Below are 16,631 nucleotides of genomic sequence, written 5' to 3'. Positions count from 1 at the left end.
GTGCTGCGCGGTCAGCTCTTCATCAACCGCCGCTGCCGCCCGACGCTCATGATCATCCCGATCGCGATGCCGAGTGTCGTGAGCGCGGTGCCGCCATAACTCATGAACGGCAGCGGCACGCCGACGACCGGCAGCACGCCGCTCACCATCCCGATGTTGACGAACGCATAGACGAAGAACGCGAGTGTGAGCGAGCCCGCGAGCAGGCGGCCGAACAGCGTCGCGCCCTGCGCGGCGATATAGAGCCCGCGCGCGATCAGCGCCATGTACAGCGTCAGCAGCACGAGCCCGCCGACGAGCCCCCATTCCTCGGAGAACACCGCGAAGATGAAGTCGGTGTGCTTCTCCGGAATGAATTCGAGGTGCGCCTGCGTGCCTTTCAGGTAGCCCTTGCCGAGCACGCCGCCCGAGCCGATCGCGATCACGGCCTGGATCGTGTGGAAGCCCTTGCCGAGCGGGTCGGAAGTCGGGTCGAGCAGCGTACACACGCGGTGCTTCTGGTAATCGTGCATCAGCGGCCACTGCACTTCGGGCTGGCAGATGCGCTCTTCGAACACGGCGATCGAGCCGACCGCGATCACGCCCGCGACGAGCACCGGCACGATCAGCTTGAACGACAGGCCGGCGAGGTAGATCACGAAGAAGCCGGCCGCGAACACGAGCAGGCCCGTGCCGAGGTCGGGCTGCTTCGCGATCAGTCCGACCGGCACCAGCAGGATCCCGAACGCGGCGATGAAGTCGTACCAGCGCAGCCCGCCTTCGCGGCGCTGGTAGTACCACGCAAGCATCAGCGGTGTCGCGATCTTGAGGATTTCCGACGGCTGGATCACCACGCCGACGTTCAGCCAGCGCTTCGCGCCCTTCTTGGTCATCCCGAACAGCGCGACCGCAATCAATAGCGCGACCCCGAACGTGTAGAGCGGGACCGCGAAGCGCATCAGCGTCGTGGGCGGGATGTTGGCGATCACCCACATCAGCACGAACGTCAGCAGGATGTTGCGCAACTGGTCCTCGACGCGGCCCGGCATGTCGATCGCCGCGCTGTACAGCGTGACGATGCCGACGCACAGCAGCAGGAACACGATGAGGGCGAGCGGGCGGTCGAAGCCCGCGAACATCTGCTTGATCTTGTCGAGCCAGGCGCGCTTGTCGAATTGCATGCCTTTCTCCGTTAATGAGCGGTGCCGGCGTCCGCCGCTTTCGCGGGGGCCGTTGCACGGTGATTGTCGTCGCGCGGCGTGGCGACGAGCGGCTGCGCATCGCTGGCGGGCCGGCGTGGCCGGTGCGGGCGCCGGATCGGCGGCAGGCTCGCGGCCCTCGGCGCAGCGGCACTGGCGTTGGCCGGCGGGGCAGCGCTGGCGCTGGCGGCAGCCGCTGCTTCGGAGGCGGCCGCGGCCGATGCCGCTTCCGCCGCGCTGGCCGCGCTCGGCACGACCGGCTGCGGCAGCGCGGTGAAGCCGGCCGCGACGGCAGCCGGCTTGTTCGCGTCGCCGATCACCGGCGCGTTGATGGGTTCGGTCGCCGACGCCGCGGCAGCCACGGCCGCGGCCTCGTTCTGCGGGTTCTGGCGGTCGACGAGGTAGAAGTCGAGCACGCGGCGCGCGATCGGGCCGGCGGCCTGCGCACCCCAGCCGCCGTTCTCGACGACCAGCGCAACGGCGATCTGCGGATGGTCGACCGGCGCGTACGCGATGAACAGCGCGTGGTCGCGCAGGTGCTCGGCGAGCAGGTGGCCCTTGTAGTTGGAGCCTTGCAGCGAAAACACCTGCGCGGTACCGGTCTTGCCGGCGGCGAGGTACGGCGCGCCGCGGAACACCTTGTACGCGGTGCCGGACGGGTTCTCGATCACGTTCTCCATCCCGCGCTTCACGACGTCGATGTCGGCCTGCTTGAGCGGGATCGTTTCGCTCTCCTTCGGCACGGTCAGGCGGCGCCCGCGCGTGATCGGATCCTCGACTTCCTTCACGAGGTGAGGCTTCATCACGACGCCGTTGTTCGCGAGCGTCGCGGTCGCGTGCGCGAGCTGCAGGATCGTGAACGAGTTGTAGCCCTGGCCGATCCCGAGGCTGATCGTCTCGCCGTCGAACCACTTCTGCTGCGCGGCCTTCTTGAACGCCTTCTTTTTCCAGTCGGTCGACGGCAGGATCCCGCGCGCCTCGCCCTGGATGTCGATCCCGGTGATCTGGCCGAAGCCGAACGGCTTCATGAAGTTCGCGATCGAGTTCACGCCGAGGTCGCGCGCGAGCATGTAGAAGTAGGTGTCGTTCGACACCATGATCGCCTTGTTCATGTCGACCCAGCCCTGGCCCGAGCGCACGTCGTTGCGGAACGTGTGGCCGCCGAACGTGAAGTAGCCGGGATCCTGGAAGCCCCAGCCCGGCGTGCGCTTGCCGAGTGTCAGGCCGGCGAGCGCCATGAACGGCTTGTACGTCGAGCCGGGCGGGTAGGTGCCGTGCAGCGGGCGGTTCAGGAGCGGCTTGTCGGTCGAGTTGTTCAGCTCGTCCCAGGTCTGCTGGTCGATGCCGTCGACGAACGAGTTCGGGTCGAAGCTCGGCGACGACACGAACGCGAGCACGTCGCCCGTCTTCGGCTCGATCGCGACCAGCGCGCCGCGCTTGCCGGCGAACGCCTGCTCGGCCACCTGCTGCAGCCCGATGTCGAGCGACAGCACGAGGTTGTTGCCGGGCGTCGCCTGCGTGCGCGACAGCGTGCGCACGGGCCGGCCGCCGGCCGTCACCTCGACTTCCTCGAAGCCCGTCAGCCCGTGCAGCTCGGTCTCGTAGCTCTGCTCGACGCCGATCTTGCCGATGTAGTCGGTGCCCTTGTAGTTGTTCGCGTCGCGGCGCGGATCGTAGTTTTCCTGATCGCTGTCGTTGTCGTCGCTCATCGCGTCGATGCGATCCTGGTCGCGCTTCGAGATCCGGCCGATGTAGCCGATCACGTGCGCGGCCGTCGTGCCGAGCGGATATTGCCTGAACAGCCGTGCGCGCACGTCGACGCCGGGGAAGCGGAAGCGCTGCGCGGTGAAGCGCGCGACTTCGGCGTCGGTGAGGCGGGTGCGGATCGGCAGGCTCTCGAAGTTCTTCGAGTCTTCCTGCAGCTTCTTGAAGCGGCGGCGGTCGCGCGCGTCGATCGGGATGATCTCGGACAGCTTGTCGATCGTGTTGTCGAGCGTGTCGTCGAGCTTCGACGGCGTGATCTCGAGCGTATAGGCCGAATAGTTCTTCGCGAGGATCACGCCGTTGCGGTCGGTGATGATCCCGCGGTTCGGCACGATCGGCGCAACGGAGATGCGGTTTTCCTCGGCCTGCAGCGCGTATTTGCCGTGCTGCATCAACTGCAGGTAGAAGAAGCGGCTCGCGAGCAGCCCGAAGCAGACGAACACGAACACGCCCGCCGCCGCGACGCGCAGGCGGAACTTCGAGAGCTGCTGTTGAGTGTCGTTGAATTCGGTCATGCGGTTAGGAGCGATCTGACACGCGCACGCCGTGCGGGCGCGGGCGAGGTGCCGCCGGAGCGCGGCGCGCGGCGGGCGTGGAGGCGGCGGGTATTCAAGGCAGGCCCCTGGCTCAGATGGGGCGCGTATCGTCCGGATCGACCGGGCGGCGTTGCGGCATCAGCAGCAGGTGGCTCGCGATCGGCCACAGCGCGGCTTCGACGAAGCCGTCCACCAGGTAGCGCCAGCCCGGGAACGCGGCGCCCATCACGAGGCGGATCACGAACGGCACGAGCTGCGCGACGACCAGGAGCGGCGTGACGTACAGCACCTGCACGCCGATCGGCATCCACAGCACGCGGCGGTGGATCGTGATCGCGCCGTACGACAGCAGCGTATAGGCGAGCGCATGCTCGCCGAGCAGCCCCGCGTCATGCACGTCCATCAGGATGCCGAGCGCGAACGCGACGCCCATCCCGACCTTGCGCGGCTGGTGGATGTTCCAGAACAGCAGCACGAGGGCGACGAAGTCGGGCACGCCGGGCAGGCGGCCCCACGGCATCAGGTTCAGCAGGAACGCGGCGGCGAGGCTGAAGACGATGAAGTACGGATTGACCGGCTGCAGGATGTATTGCGGGCGATTCATCGCTGGGCTCCTGATTGCCCGGCCGCGGGCTTCGCGGGCGTGGCGGCGGGCTTGGCCGGCGCGGCCGGTGCCGCAGGCGCGGGCTTCGCGCCGGACTGGGCCGCGGCGGCCGGCTTCGCGTTCGCGTCAGCCTTGTCGGCCTTCTCGCTCTTTTCGCCTTTGGCGGCGGCTTTCGCGCCTTTCTTGCCCTTCGCGTTCTTGTCGGCGGCCGGATCGGGCTCGGCCGGGCGCGGCGGGATGTCGTTCTGGTAATGCAGCACGAGCATCTGGCGCGCGCCGCGCACGGCGGCGATCGGCGCGCAGGTCACGCGTGCGAACGCCGTATCGGCGAGCTTGTCGACGCGCACGACCTTCGCGACCGGCAGGCCGGGCGGGTAGACGCCGTCGAGGCCGCTCGTGACGAGCTCGTCGCCGACGACGAGATCCGCGCTGGTCGGCACGAAGCGCAAATCGAGCGAATCGCCCTTCGGCGTGCCGTAGATCACGCTGCGCAGGCCGGTGCGCAGCACCTGCACGGGAATCGCGAGATCGCGGTCGGTGACCAGCGTGACTTCGGACTGCAGCGGGAACACGCGCGTGACCTGGCCGACCACGCCGTTCTCGCTGACGACGGGCGCGCCGTTCTGGATGCCCTGCTGCGAACCCTGGCCGATCACGATCTTCTGCGTGAACGGATCGCTCGTGTCGTACTGGATCTCGGCCGGCGTCGATTGCGTCGCGATGTGCTGGCGCAGCTCGAGCACCGCGCGCAGGTGCGCGTTCTCCTGCGTGAGCACGGCGGCCTGGTTGGCTTGAGTGGACAGCTGCAGGTTGCGCTTGCGGAGGTCGTCGTTCTCGTGGCGCAGCGATGCGCCGGTGACGGCGATGTCGGCCGCGCCCATGAACAGGTCGCGCGGCACGAGCGCGGCGCGCTGCAGCGGATAGAGCACGGTGCCGAGCACGCCGCGGACGATTTCGAGCGTGCTGAAGCGCGCGTCCGAGACGAGGAGCGCGATGGCGAGGGCAACGAAGAAGATGAGCCGCGCGAGCGCGGGCGGACCTTGCTTGAAGAGGGGCGGCGGACTGTATTCCATGGTCGGCGCCGGGCGCGAATGATCGGTTAAATGATGCTCAGACGCGCAAACGGCGCGGCGGTTCGTTCTAAACGAGCGAGCCGGCCACGCCGCGGTTGCGTCATGTCAGGGAACTGCCTGGACGATCACTCGTACGAGAAGATGCTGCCCAGCTTGTCCATGCGCTCGAGCGCCATGCCCGAACCGCGTACGACGCAGGTGAGCGGATCTTCCGCGACGAGCACCGGCAGGCCGGTTTCTTCCGCCAGCAGGCGATCGAGGTCGCGCAGCAGTGCGCCGCCGCCCGTCAGCATCATCCCGCGTTCGGCGATGTCGGCGCCGAGTTCCGGCGGCGTCTGTTCGAGCGCGATCTTCACCGACGACACGATCTGGTTCAGCGGATCGGTCAGCGCTTCGAGGATTTCGTTGCTGGAGATCGTGAAGCTGCGCGGAATGCCTTCCGACAGGTTGCGGCCCTTCACTTCCATTTCCTTGACTTCGGAGCCCGGGAACGCGGAGCCGATTTCCTTCTTGATCGCCTCGGCGGTCTGTTCGCCGATCAGCATCCCGTAGTTGCGGCGGATGTAGTTGACGATCGCCTCGTCGAACTTGTCGCCGCCGACGCGCACCGAACCCTTGTACACGATGCCGCCGAGCGAGATCACGCCGACTTCCGTCGTGCCGCCGCCGATGTCGACGACCATCGAGCCGGTGGCTTCCGACACCGGCAGGCCCGCGCCGATCGCAGCGGCCATCGGCTCTTCGATCAGGTAGACCTGCGAGGCGCCGGCGCCGTGCGCGGCTTCCTTGATCGCGCGGCGCTCGACCTGGGTCGAGCCGCACGGCACGCAGATGATGATGCGCGGCGACGGCGAGAACATGCGCGACTCGTGGGCCGTCTTGATGAACTGCTTGATCATCTGCTCGGTGACGGTGAAGTCGGCGATCACGCCGTCCTTCATCGGGCGGATCGCCTCGATGTTGCCCGGCACCTTGCCGAGCATCTGCTTGGCTTCCTTGCCGACTGCCTGGATGGTCTTCTTGCCGTTGGGGCCGCCTTCCTGGCGGATCGACACGACGGAGGGCTCATCGAGCACGATGCCCTTGCCGCGCATGTAGATCAGGGTGTTTGCGGTGCCGAGGTCGATCGCGAGATCGTTGGAGAAGTAGCTGCGCAAAAAACCGAACATTCAGAATCCTGTTTCGCTCTGGGCCGGCCCTGCATAGCGAGCGCTGAGGGCGGCAGCGGAAAAAATAACAGCCTCGGGAAGCGTGGCGGAAGCGGCCGCCGCGGCGCACGAAGCTGCGAGTGATGTCTACCGGGGATCGCACGATGCACGCACGGCCTGCCGAAGCGGGGCGAAACGGTGCGGGAAAAGGCTGCCGGGTTTGGGTCGAACGCGTAATGATACCTTATAATTTCACGGTATTTGAATCGAAACGGGCGGTATTTTTGCCGCTTCGGCCCCGATTTTTGAGGGTGGGATCGCACCCTCCAACCCCCCGCCGCAGCGCTGCTTTCGATGCGCTGCGCAGCCTTGTTTTTCCGGTGATCGCATGGCCCTGACCCTGACCGATGTGAAACGCATCGCGCACCTGGCGCGACTCGAAATGGCCGACGCCGACGCCGAGCACATGCTCGGCCAGCTCAATGAACTCTTCGGCCTCGTCGAGCAGATGCAGGCGGTCGACACCGCCGGCATCGCGCCGCTCGCCCACCCGATCGAACAGATCCAGGCAGTCGCGCAGCGCCTGCGCGACGACGCCGTGACGGAAGTCGTCAATCGCGACGACAACCAGCGTCCGGCGCCGGCCGTCCAGGACGGCCTCTATCTCGTGCCGAAGGTGATCGAGTAAGCATTCGATGACAAGCGCGCCGCCGCGTTTGCGCCGCGCGCCACCCAGAATTCCCAGGAAAACCACTCAATGCACGCAAAAAGCCTGACCGAACTGCGCGCCGCGCTCGCCGCCAAGGAATGCTCGGCCGTCGAGCTCGCGCAGCTCTACCTGAAACGGATCGACGCCGCGCGCGACCTGAACGCGTTCGTCCACGTCGACGCCGATCTCACCCTCGCGCAGGCGAAAGCCGCCGATGCCGAGCTCGCGCGCGGCGCGGGCGGCGCGCTCACCGGCCTGCCGATCGCGCACAAGGATGTCTTCGTCACGCGCGGCTGGCGCTCGACCGCCGGCTCGAAGATGCTCGCGAATTACGAGAGCCCGTTCGACGCGACCGTCGTCGCCCGCCTGCAGGCGGCCGGCATGGTCACGCTCGGCAAGACCAACATGGACGAGTTCGCGATGGGCTCGTCCAACGAGAATTCGGCGTTCGGCGCGGTGAAGAACCCGTGGGACACGAACGCGGTGCCGGGCGGCAGCTCGGGCGGCAGCTCGGCCGCGGTGGCCGCGCGCCTCGCGCCGGCCGCGACCGGCACCGACACCGGCGGCTCGATCCGCCAGCCCGCGTCGTTCGCGGGCGTCACCGGCATCAAGCCGACCTACGGCCGCGTGTCGCGCTACGGGATGATCGCGTTCGCGTCGTCGCTCGACCAGGGCGGCCCGATGGCGCAAAGCGCGTCCGACTGCGCGCTGCTGCTGAACGGGATGGCCGGCTTCGACGAGCGCGACTCGACGAGCCTCGAGCGTGACGACGAGGATTTCACGCGCCACCTCGGCCAGCCGTGGGCGGCCGGCAACGACGCGGGCAAGCCGCTCGCGGGCCTGCGCATCGGCCTGCCGAACGAGTATTTCGGCGATGGCCTCGCCGACGACGTGCGCGCGGCGATCGACGCGGCGCTCAAGCAATACGAAGCGCTCGGCGCGACGCTCGTGCCCGTGTCGCTGCCGAAGACGGAACTGTCGATCCCCGTGTACTACGTGATCGCGCCGGCGGAGGCGTCGTCGAACCTGTCGCGATTCGACGGCGTGCGCTTCGGCCACCGCGCCGCGCAGTACGGCGACCTGCTCGACATGTACAAGAAGTCGCGCGCGGAAGGCTTCGGGCCTGAAGTGAAGCGCCGGATCCTGGTCGGCACGTACGTGCTGTCGCACGGCTACTACGACGCGTACTACCTGCAGGCGCAGAAGATCCGCCGCATCATCGCGAACGATTTCCAGGAAGCGTTCAAGTCCTGCGACGTGATCATGGGCCCGGCGTCGCCGACGGTCGCATGGGATCTCGGCTCGAAGGGCGACGATCCGGTGCAGATGTATCTCGCGGATATCTACACGTTGTCGGTGAGCCTCGCCGGCCTGCCCGGCATGAGCGTGCCGTGCGGCTTCGGCGCGGGCGCGAATGCGAAGCGCCCGGTCGGCCTGCAGATCATCGGCAACTATTTCAACGAAGCCCGGATGCTGCAGGTCGCCGACGCGTTCCAGCGCGCGACCGACTGGCACAAGCAAGTTCCGGCAGGGGTGTAAGCACATGGCTACTCAGTGGGAAGTCGTTATTGGTCTCGAGACGCACGCGCAACTGTCGACCGTCTCGAAGATCTTCTCGGGCGCATCGACGCAGTTCGGCGCCGAGCCGAACACGCAGGCCTGCCCGGTCGACCTGGCGCTGCCGGGCGTGCTGCCGGTGCTGAACCGCGGCGCGGTCGAACGCGCGATTCGCTTCGGCCTCGCGATCGGCTCGACCATCGCGCCGCGCAGCATCTTCGCGCGCAAGAATTATTTCTACCCCGATCTGCCGAAGGGCTATCAGATCAGCCAGTACGAGATTCCGGTCGTGCAGGGCGGCCAGATCACGATCCAGGTGCCCGCCAACGAGAAGGCCGGCAAGGAAGCGTACGAGAAGACGGTCAACCTGACCCGCGCGCACCTCGAGGAAGATGCGGGCAAGTCGCTGCATGAAGACTTCGCCGGGATGACGGGGATCGACCTGAACCGCGCGGGCACGCCGCTGCTCGAGATCGTCACCGAGCCGGAAATGCGCAGCGCGGCCGAGGCGGTGGCCTACGCGAAGGCGCTGCACGGGCTCGTCGTGTGGCTCGGCATCTGCGACGGCAACATGCAGGAAGGCTCGTTCCGCTGCGACGCGAACGTGTCGGTGCGCCCGGTCGGCCAGGAGAAGTTCGGCACGCGTGCGGAAATCAAGAACCTGAACTCGTTCCGGTTCCTCGAGGAAGCGATCAACTACGAAGTGCGTCGCCAGATCGAACTGATCGAGGACGGCGGCGAAGTCGTGCAGGAAACGCGCCTCTACGATCCGGACAAGCGCGAGACGCGTTCGATGCGCAGCAAGGAAGACGCGCACGACTACCGCTATTTCCCCGACCCCGACCTGATGCCGCTCGTGATCGGCCAGGACTGGATCGAGCGCGTGCAGTCCGGGATGCCCGAGCTGCCGGCCGCGATGCAGCAGCGCTTCGCCGACGAATACGGCGTGTCCGCGTACGACGCGGGCGTGCTGACGTCGAGCAAGGCGATGGCCGCGTACTTCGAGGCCGTGGTCGCGAAGGCAGGCACCGCGAACGCGAAGATCGCCGCGAACTGGCTGATGGGCGACGTTTCGTCGCAGCTGAACCGTGACGGCATCGAAATCGACGCGATTCCGGTGTCGGCCGCGCAGCTCGCGCTCGTGCTGCAGCGCATCGCCGACGGCACGATCTCGAACAAGATCGCGAAGGAAATCTTCGCGACGATCTGGGACGAGAAGGCCGACGACGAAGGGGCGGCCGACCGCATCATCGACGCGAAGGGGCTGAAGCAGATCTCCGACACCGGCGCGCTGGAAGCGATCATCGACGAGGTGCTCGCGGCGAACGCGAAGTCGGTCGAGGAATTCCGCGCGGGCAAGGAAAAGGCGTTCAACGCGCTGATCGGCCAGGCGATGAAGGCGACCAAGGGCAAGGCCAATCCGCAGCAGGTCAACGAACTGCTGAAGAAGAAGCTCGGCTGAGCATGACCGCGCGCCTGAACCGCGCATGACGACGGGCCGCCCCGAACCGGATCGGGGCGGCCCGTTGCGTTTTGGTGGATGCGTTATCGTATGCACCACAGCGTCCAACGGAGGAACGAATGGCGAAACAACCGTCGCTCGACGATTTTCGCGTGCCGTACAGCACGCGCGAGAAGGAAGCCGCAGCATTCAAGCTCGATGCGTTCGACCCGGCCGCGAAGCCGTTCTCGTCCGGTTCGAAGGACGACGACCGCGCGCGGCTGTCGGCCGTGTCGACCGAGCTCGACGTGCAGCAGGAGCGCCTGCACACGCAGCAGAAGAAGCGCGTGCTGCTCGTGCTGCAGGGGATGGATACCAGCGGCAAGGACGGCACCGTGCGCGCGGTGTTCCGCGAGGTCGATCCGCTCGGCCTGCGCGTCGTGCCGTTCAAGGCGCCCACGCCGATCGAGGCCGCGCACGACTTCCTGTGGCGCGTGCATGCGCAGGTGCCGGCCGCGGGCGAGCTCGCGATCTTCAACCGCAGCCACTATGAAGACGTGCTCGTGCCGCGCGTGCTCGACCTGATCGACGCGAAGGAGTGCGAGCGCCGCTACCGGCAGATCCGCGATTTCGAGACGATGCTGGTCGAGAACGGCACGACGATCATCAAGTGCTTCCTGCACATCTCGAAGGACGAGCAGCGCGCACGGCTGCAGGCGCGCATCGACGATCCGACCAAGCACTGGAAGTTCGACATCTCCGATCTCGACGCGCGCAAGCACTGGGACGCGTACCAGTCCGCCTACCGCGACGCGCTCGCCGCGACGTCCGCCGAGCATGCGCCGTGGTACGTGATCCCGGCGAACTCGAAGACGCACCGCAACGTGATGATCGCCGAGCTGCTGCTGCGCACGATGACCGACATGAAGCTGGAATTCCCGCCGCCGAAGCCCGAGCTCGAAGGCGTGAAGATCCGCTAAGCTGCCCCCTGAAAAACATCGAACTCAACGGAATCCGACATGATGCGAGTGATTACCGCCAACCTGAACGGCATCCGCTCCGCCGCGAAGAAGGGCTTCTTCGAGTGGCTCGGCGAACAGAACGCCGATTGCGTGTGCGTGCAGGAAATCAAGGTCTCGGCCGACGACCTGCCGGCCGAATTCGTCGAGCCCCACGGCTTCAAGAGCTATTTCCACCACGCCGAGAAGAAGGGCTACAGCGGCGCGGGCGTGTACAGCCGCCGCGAGCCCGATGACGTGATCATCGGCTTCGGCAGCAGCGAATTCGATGCCGAAGGGCGCTATGTCGAGGCGCGCTACGGCAAGCTGTCGGTCGTGTCGGTGTACGTGCCGTCCGGCTCGAGCGGCGAGGAGCGCCAGCAGGCGAAGTACCGCTTCATGGACGAGTTCATGCCGCACCTCGCCGCGCTGAAGAAAAAGCGCGAGGTGATCCTGTGCGGCGACGTGAACATCGTCCACAAGGAAATCGACATCAAGAACTGGAAGAGCAACCAGAAGAACTCGGGCTGCCTGCCGGAAGAGCGCGAGTGGCTCACGAAGCTGTTCGACGACGTCGGCTACGTCGACGTGTTCCGCACGCTCGATCCGCGCCCGGAGCAGTACACATGGTGGAGCAACCGCGGCCAGGCGTATGCGAAGAACGTCGGGTGGCGGATCGATTACCAGATCGCGACGCCGGGCGTGGCCGGCACCGCGAAAAGCACGTCGATCTTCAAGGACATCAAGTTCAGCGACCATGCGCCGCTGACGGTGGACTACGACTACAAGAAGTGACGTTCCGCGCTGCGCCGCGCGCGCAGCAGCCGGAGGCGAAAACGGGCCGCATGTCGAACATGCGGCCCGTTTCGTTTGGGGCGGCGATCGTGCGTGTCGCCTTCGGCGCTTACTGCTTGAGCGACGCCATGTCGATCACGAACCGGTACTTCACGTCGCTCTTCAGCATCCGCTCGTAGGCCGCGTTGATCTGCTGCATCGGAATCGTTTCGATGTCCGACGTGATCCCGTGCTCCGCGCAGAAGTCGAGCATTTCCTGCGTTTCCGCAATCCCGCCGATCAGCGAGCCCGCGAGGCGGCGGCGCTTGAAGATCAGGTTGAACACCTGCGGCGACGGATGGTCGTGCTCCGGCGCGCCGACCAGCGTCATCGTGCCGTCGCGCTTGAGCAGGTGCAGGAACGGGTTCAGGTCGTGCTGCGCGGCGACCGTGTTCAGGATGAAGTCGAAGCTGTTCAGGTGCGCGTTCATCTGCGCCTCGTCCTTCGAGATCACGACTTCGTGCGCGCCGAGCCGCTTGCCGTCCTCGATCTTCGACGGCGACGTGGTGAACAGCACGACGTGCGCCCCCATCGCGCGCGCCAGTTTCACGCCCATGTGGCCGAGGCCGCCGAGCCCGACGATGCCGACCTTCTTGCCGGGGCCGACGTTCCACTGCCGCAGCGGCGAGTAGGTCGTGATCCCCGCGCACAGCAGCGGCGCGGCGCCGGCCGGGTCGAGCGTCTCGGGCACGCGCAGCACGAACGCCTCGTCGACGACGAGTTGCGTCGAATAGCCGCCGAACGTGATGTCGCCCGTCACGCGATCCTGGCCGTTGTAGGTGCCGACGAAGCCGTTTTCGCAATATTGCTCGAGGCCTTCTTCGCAGCTCGCGCAGGTGCGGCACGAATCGACGAGGCAGCCGACGCCGACCAGCTCGCCGACCTTGAAGCGCGTTACTTCCGGGCCGGTCGCGGTCACGCGGCCGACGATTTCATGGCCCGGGACGACCGGATAGATCGTGTTGCGCCATTCGTTGCGGGCCTGGTGCAGGTCCGAGTGGCAGACGCCGCAGTAGAGGACGTCGATCTGGACGTCGAGGTCGCGCAGCGCGCGACGCTGGAATTCGAACGGGGCGAGCGGCGAGCGCGAATCGGTCGCCGCGTAGGCATAGGTAGTGCTCATGCGATGGGCTCCTTGTCCGGAAAGCATCCGGCGAAACAGACTGCCGTCGCATCATGTGGCGATGCGGCGAGGCAGGACGTCATCGTAAGGAGCGCGGCGCCGCAGTGAAATACCCGAAGGTCTGGAAGATTTGCCTATTCCTCTCGAACTGCGTGCAAACAGCCGTCAAAACACGTTCAAGGTGCTACATTGCGAGCCAGATTCTCTTGCCGGACAGGACCACGCAGATGAGCTTCGAGCCCCTTTTCACCGAGACGGGCGACCGTGTGCAGCGCCGCATGGTCGAGCTGCATACGCGCCTCGCGCCGAACGAGGGCGACACGCTCGCGGCGCTCGACGGCGTGCGCTTCATCCGCGTGAGCCGTCCGGCGCCGCGCATGCCCGTGTTGTACGAGCCGAGCATCGTCGTCGTGTGCCAGGGGCGCAAGCTCGGCTATCTCGGCGAGCGCTCGTTCGTCTACGACGCGCAGCAGTATCTCGTGCTGTCGGTGCCGCTGCCGTTCGAATGCGAAACCTTCGCGAGCCATGACGAACCGTTTCTCGCGATCTCGATCCGCGTGGATCTCGCGGTGATCGCCGAGCTCGCGATCCTGCTCGACGAGACGCTTGGTGCGCCCGTCAGCGAGCCGCTCGGCGTGGATTCGACGCCGCTCGACGCGCCGCTGGCGGATGCCGTGCTGCGACTGCTCGAAGCGCTCGCGTCGCCGCACGACACGCGCGTGCTGGGCCCCGCGATCATGCGCGAGATCGCGTATCGGGTGCTGACGGGCGAGCAGGGCGACGCGATCCGCGCGGCGCTCGTTCAGCAGCATCACTTCGGCCGCATCGCGAAGGCGCTGCGGCGCATCCATGCGGACCTGAAGGCCGACCTCGACGTCGAGACGCTCGCGCGCGAGGCCGGCATGAGCCTCGCGGTGTTCCACGCGCAGTTCAAGCACGTGACGGCGACGTCGCCGATGCAGTACGTGAAGGCCGCCCGGCTGCACCAGGCACGGTTGATGATGGTGCAGGACGGGCTCGGCGCCGGTGCGGCGGCCGCGCGCGTCGGCTATGCGAGCGCGTCGCAGTTCAGCCGCGAGTTCAAGCGGCTGTTCGGCCGCAGCCCGGGTGACGAGGTGCGCTGGATGCGCGAAAGCGGCGCGCGGCCGGTCGCGGCGGACGTGGATGCGTAGGGCGGCGTCGCGACCGGCCGCGCGGGGCGCTCAGCGCCGCACGACCTTGCGACGCTGCGCGCTGATGCCCGCGTAGTCGGGCAGTGTGTCGACGCGCTTGCCCACGGCCTTCGCGTACAGCGGCATGAGATCCGGCAGGCGGTTCAGCAGGTCCTGGCGGCGGGCGGTGCTGTACGGGTGCGTATAGATGAAGCCCGTTGCCTTGTTGCCACGTGTCGCGACCGCGAGCTTGTCCCACAACGTGATCGCCGCGCGCGGATCGAAGCCCGCACGTGCGGCGATGTCGCCGCCGATCACGTCGGCTTCGGTCTCGTCGGTCGGGTCGTAATGGAGCGACTGCAGGCGTTCGCCAAGGTTCAGTGCCTGCGGCAGCGGCTCGCCGACGCCGAACAGCGGCGGCAACGCGGCCGCGCGCAGCGACGTCTGCGAGGTCGCGCTGAAGTTGCTGCGCGCGTGTTCGCGCAGCGCATGCGCGATGCCGTGCGCGAGCAGCACGCCGAGCTCGTCGTCGTTCAGGCGGACGCGATCAAGCAGGCCGCCGTACACGAGCACCTTGCCGCCCGGCAGGCAGGTCAGGCGAATGTCGCGCGAGCGGATCGCGTTGACGTCCCACGCCCAGCTCTTCACGCGGTCGTTCCATTTCACCGAATACGGCGCGAGCTTCGCGACGATCGCGCGCAGGCGCTTCACGCGTGGCTGGTTCGCCGGCAGCAGGCGGTTGCTGTCGGCGGCCGCCTGCACGATCTGCGCGTATTCGTTCGCGGTGAGCTGCTCGAGCAGCGGCGACGGAATCAGCGTGCGGAAGGCAATGGTGTCGCCGTAGCGGACCTGCTGCGATGTCTGCGCATAAGCCTTCGTCGACGCGGCGCCGCCGGTCGGCTGCGCGGGTTCGGCGGTGGGCGGCTGAGCGGGGGCGGCGGGGGTTGAATTCGCCGACGGCGAAGCGGGTGCCGCGGCCGGCGCGGAGCCCGCGGCGGTGTCGGTCGCATGGGCGAACCCCGCGGCGAGCGCCGCGGCGCCGACGCTCAACGAAGCCGCAACGCGCACGAGGCGGTGCCGGCCGTTACTGCGCACGGCTGGCCTCGCCATTGCGGGCGGTCCCGTTCCACGGCGCGATCTTGAACAGCAGCAGCATGCCGGGAATCGCGAGCGCGGTGCACACGATGAAGTAGTCGAACCAGCCGATCTTCGCGACGATGAAGCCGCTCGCGGCCGACGCGAGCGTGCGCGGCACCGACGCGAGACTCGTGAACAGCGCGAATTGCGTGGCCGTATAGCGCGGGTCGGTCGTGCTCGCGATATACGCGACGAACGCGGCCATCGTCAGGCCCGTCGTGAAGGTTTCGAAGCCATAGACGAGCGCGAGGGCAACCGTCATCGGGCTCAGCTTTGGCGTGATCTCGATACCGAACACCGACATGAACGAAGCGAGCGCGTGGCTGGCCGCGACCGTGAAGTCGTAGAGCATCGCGAGCACCGGCGAACCGGGGCCGAGCTGAGCGAGCCACGCGAAGCCGAGCGTCGACACCATCTGCAGCGCGCCGAAGATCCACAGCCCGCGGCCGATGCCGATCTTCACGAGCCAGATGCCGCCGATGATGCCGCCGGCGACGCTCGCGACGAGCGCGGTGGTCTTCGCGACGATCCCGATCTCGGTGCGCGAGAAGCCGATGTCGAGGAAGAACGACGTCGACAGCGTGGTGGCCATCGTGTCGCCGATCTTGAACAGGAAGATGAACGCGATGACGAGCAGCGCACCGGCCCAGCCGTCGCGCTGGATGAATTCGCGGAACGGCAGCACGATCGCGTCGCGCAGGTTGCGCGGCGGCGCGCCGACCACTTCGGGCTCGCGCACGACGAGCGTCATCAGGATGCCCGGCAGCATGAACGCGCCGGTGAGTGCGAACACGATGTCCCACGGCAGGTGGTCGGACAGAATCAGCGCCAGCGAGCCGGGGATCAGCGCGGCGAGCTTGTACGCGTTCACGTGGATCGCGTTGCCGAGGCCCTGCTCGGTGTCGCGCAGCAGCTCGCGGCGGTACGCATCGATCACGATGTCGGCGCTTGCACCGAAGAACGCGACGAGCGTGGTGAGCGCGGCGACCGTCCAGATCGAGTCGCGCGGCGACACGAAGCCGAGCGCGGCGATCGCACCCGCGACCAGCAGCTGCGTGAGCAGCAGCCAGCCGCGCCGGCGGCCCGGCCGCCAGCCGGGCAGGCGCGGGACGTAGCGGTCCATCAGCGGCGCCCACAGGAACTTCCACGTGTACGGGAACTGGATCAGCGCGAACAGGCCGATTTCCTTCAGGTTCACGCCCTCGGAGCGCAGCCATGCCTGCACGAGGTAGACGAGCGTGAAGAGGGGCAGACCCGACGTGAAACCGAGGAACACGCAGATCAGCATGTGCGTGTTCAGGTAGGCGCGCCAGCCGGGGTGATCCTCGTGAGCGGTGAGGGCGGGCGCCTCGTGTGGCGTTTTCGACATGGGCTGGAA

The 16,631-nt window shown here is 67.2% G+C and carries 14 protein-coding genes; 6 read left to right on the top strand and 8 right to left on the bottom strand.

The genetic code is table 11. The annotated features are described in order from the left end of the window. Window positions 1-11: 11 nt before the first annotated feature. The 5 genes from rodA to CFB47_RS17730 form a co-directional block, all read right to left on the bottom strand. Window positions 12-1,160 carry a rod shape-determining protein RodA gene (gene rodA, locus CFB47_RS17750; protein WP_089461779.1) on the bottom strand — a complete coding sequence of 383 codons (1,149 nt, stop codon included), beginning with the start codon at window positions 1,158-1,160 and terminating at the stop codon, window positions 12-14. 11 nt (window positions 1,161-1,171) lie between these two features. Then, window positions 1,172-3,457 carry a penicillin-binding protein 2 gene (gene mrdA / locus CFB47_RS17745; protein ID WP_089441270.1) on the bottom strand — a complete coding sequence of 762 codons (2,286 nt, stop codon included), beginning with the start codon at window positions 3,455-3,457 and terminating at the stop codon, window positions 1,172-1,174. 112 nt (window positions 3,458-3,569) lie between these two features. Beyond that, entirely contained in the window at window positions 3,570-4,082 is a 513-nt protein-coding gene (gene mreD / locus CFB47_RS17740; protein ID WP_009687274.1) for a rod shape-determining protein MreD, read from the bottom strand. Continuing rightward, a complete protein-coding gene (gene mreC / locus CFB47_RS17735) occupies window positions 4,079-5,155 on the bottom strand; it encodes a rod shape-determining protein MreC (protein ID WP_089461778.1) in 1,077 nt (358 codons plus the stop codon). The genes mreD and mreC overlap by 4 nt, the downstream gene beginning before the upstream one ends. 125 nt (window positions 5,156-5,280) lie before the next feature. Beyond that, window positions 5,281-6,324: a rod shape-determining protein gene (locus CFB47_RS17730; protein WP_004189550.1), complete on the bottom strand. Its 1,044-nt coding sequence runs from the start codon at window positions 6,322-6,324 to the stop codon at window positions 5,281-5,283. Between the two features lie 367 nt (window positions 6,325-6,691). Here CFB47_RS17730 and gatC point away from each other — a divergent pair, with 367 nt between their 5' ends. From gatC to CFB47_RS17705, 5 genes are all read left to right on the top strand, one after another. Beyond that, window positions 6,692-6,991 (top strand): Asp-tRNA(Asn)/Glu-tRNA(Gln) amidotransferase subunit GatC, encoded by a 300-nt coding sequence (gene gatC, locus CFB47_RS17725; protein ID WP_089426585.1) that lies wholly within the window; start codon window positions 6,692-6,694, stop codon window positions 6,989-6,991. A gap of 69 nt (window positions 6,992-7,060) precedes the next feature. After that, window positions 7,061-8,551 carry an Asp-tRNA(Asn)/Glu-tRNA(Gln) amidotransferase subunit GatA gene (gene gatA, locus CFB47_RS17720; RefSeq protein ID WP_089461777.1) on the top strand — a complete coding sequence of 497 codons (1,491 nt, stop codon included), beginning with the start codon at window positions 7,061-7,063 and terminating at the stop codon, window positions 8,549-8,551. A 4-nt stretch (window positions 8,552-8,555) separates the two neighbouring features. Then, a complete protein-coding gene (gene gatB / locus CFB47_RS17715) occupies window positions 8,556-10,031 on the top strand; it encodes an Asp-tRNA(Asn)/Glu-tRNA(Gln) amidotransferase subunit GatB (RefSeq protein ID WP_089461776.1) in 1,476 nt (491 codons plus the stop codon). Window positions 10,032-10,150: 119 nt separating this feature from the next. Further along, on the top strand, window positions 10,151-10,990 hold the full coding sequence (locus CFB47_RS17710) for a polyphosphate kinase 2 family protein (protein WP_089457114.1): 840 nt from the start codon (window positions 10,151-10,153) through the stop codon (window positions 10,988-10,990). 39 nt (window positions 10,991-11,029) lie between these two features. Then, on the top strand, window positions 11,030-11,803 hold the full coding sequence (locus CFB47_RS17705) for an exodeoxyribonuclease III (RefSeq protein ID WP_089457113.1): 774 nt from the start codon (window positions 11,030-11,032) through the stop codon (window positions 11,801-11,803). A 109-nt stretch (window positions 11,804-11,912) separates the two neighbouring features. Here CFB47_RS17705 and CFB47_RS17700 read toward each other — a convergent pair whose 3' ends face one another. After that, window positions 11,913-12,965: an NAD(P)-dependent alcohol dehydrogenase gene (locus CFB47_RS17700; protein ID WP_089461775.1), complete on the bottom strand. Its 1,053-nt coding sequence runs from the start codon at window positions 12,963-12,965 to the stop codon at window positions 11,913-11,915. A 227-nt stretch (window positions 12,966-13,192) separates the two neighbouring features. On the opposite strand from CFB47_RS17700, the gene CFB47_RS17695 reads away from it, so the two are divergent. After that, window positions 13,193-14,137: an AraC family transcriptional regulator gene (locus CFB47_RS17695; protein ID WP_089461774.1), complete on the top strand. Its 945-nt coding sequence runs from the start codon at window positions 13,193-13,195 to the stop codon at window positions 14,135-14,137. Between the two features lie 30 nt (window positions 14,138-14,167). Here the strand turns inward: CFB47_RS17695 and CFB47_RS17690 are convergent, their stop codons facing one another. Continuing rightward, a complete protein-coding gene (locus CFB47_RS17690; RefSeq protein WP_373453144.1) occupies window positions 14,168-15,226 on the bottom strand; it encodes a M48 family metallopeptidase in 1,059 nt (352 codons plus the stop codon). Next, window positions 15,201-16,622, bottom strand: coding sequence for an AmpG family muropeptide MFS transporter (locus tag CFB47_RS17685; protein ID WP_089457110.1), 1,422 nt, complete (start codon window positions 16,620-16,622; stop codon window positions 15,201-15,203). The genes CFB47_RS17690 and CFB47_RS17685 overlap by 26 nt, the downstream gene beginning before the upstream one ends. Window positions 16,623-16,631 lie beyond the last annotated feature (9 nt).

Origin of the sequence: Burkholderia sp. AU27893 (assembly GCF_002223205.1) — a bacterium.
Taxonomy (GTDB): Bacteria; Pseudomonadota; Gammaproteobacteria; order Burkholderiales; family Burkholderiaceae; genus Burkholderia.
Note: the sequence above shows the minus strand (reverse complement) of the source record. Positions and strands in the feature narration are given on the sequence as shown.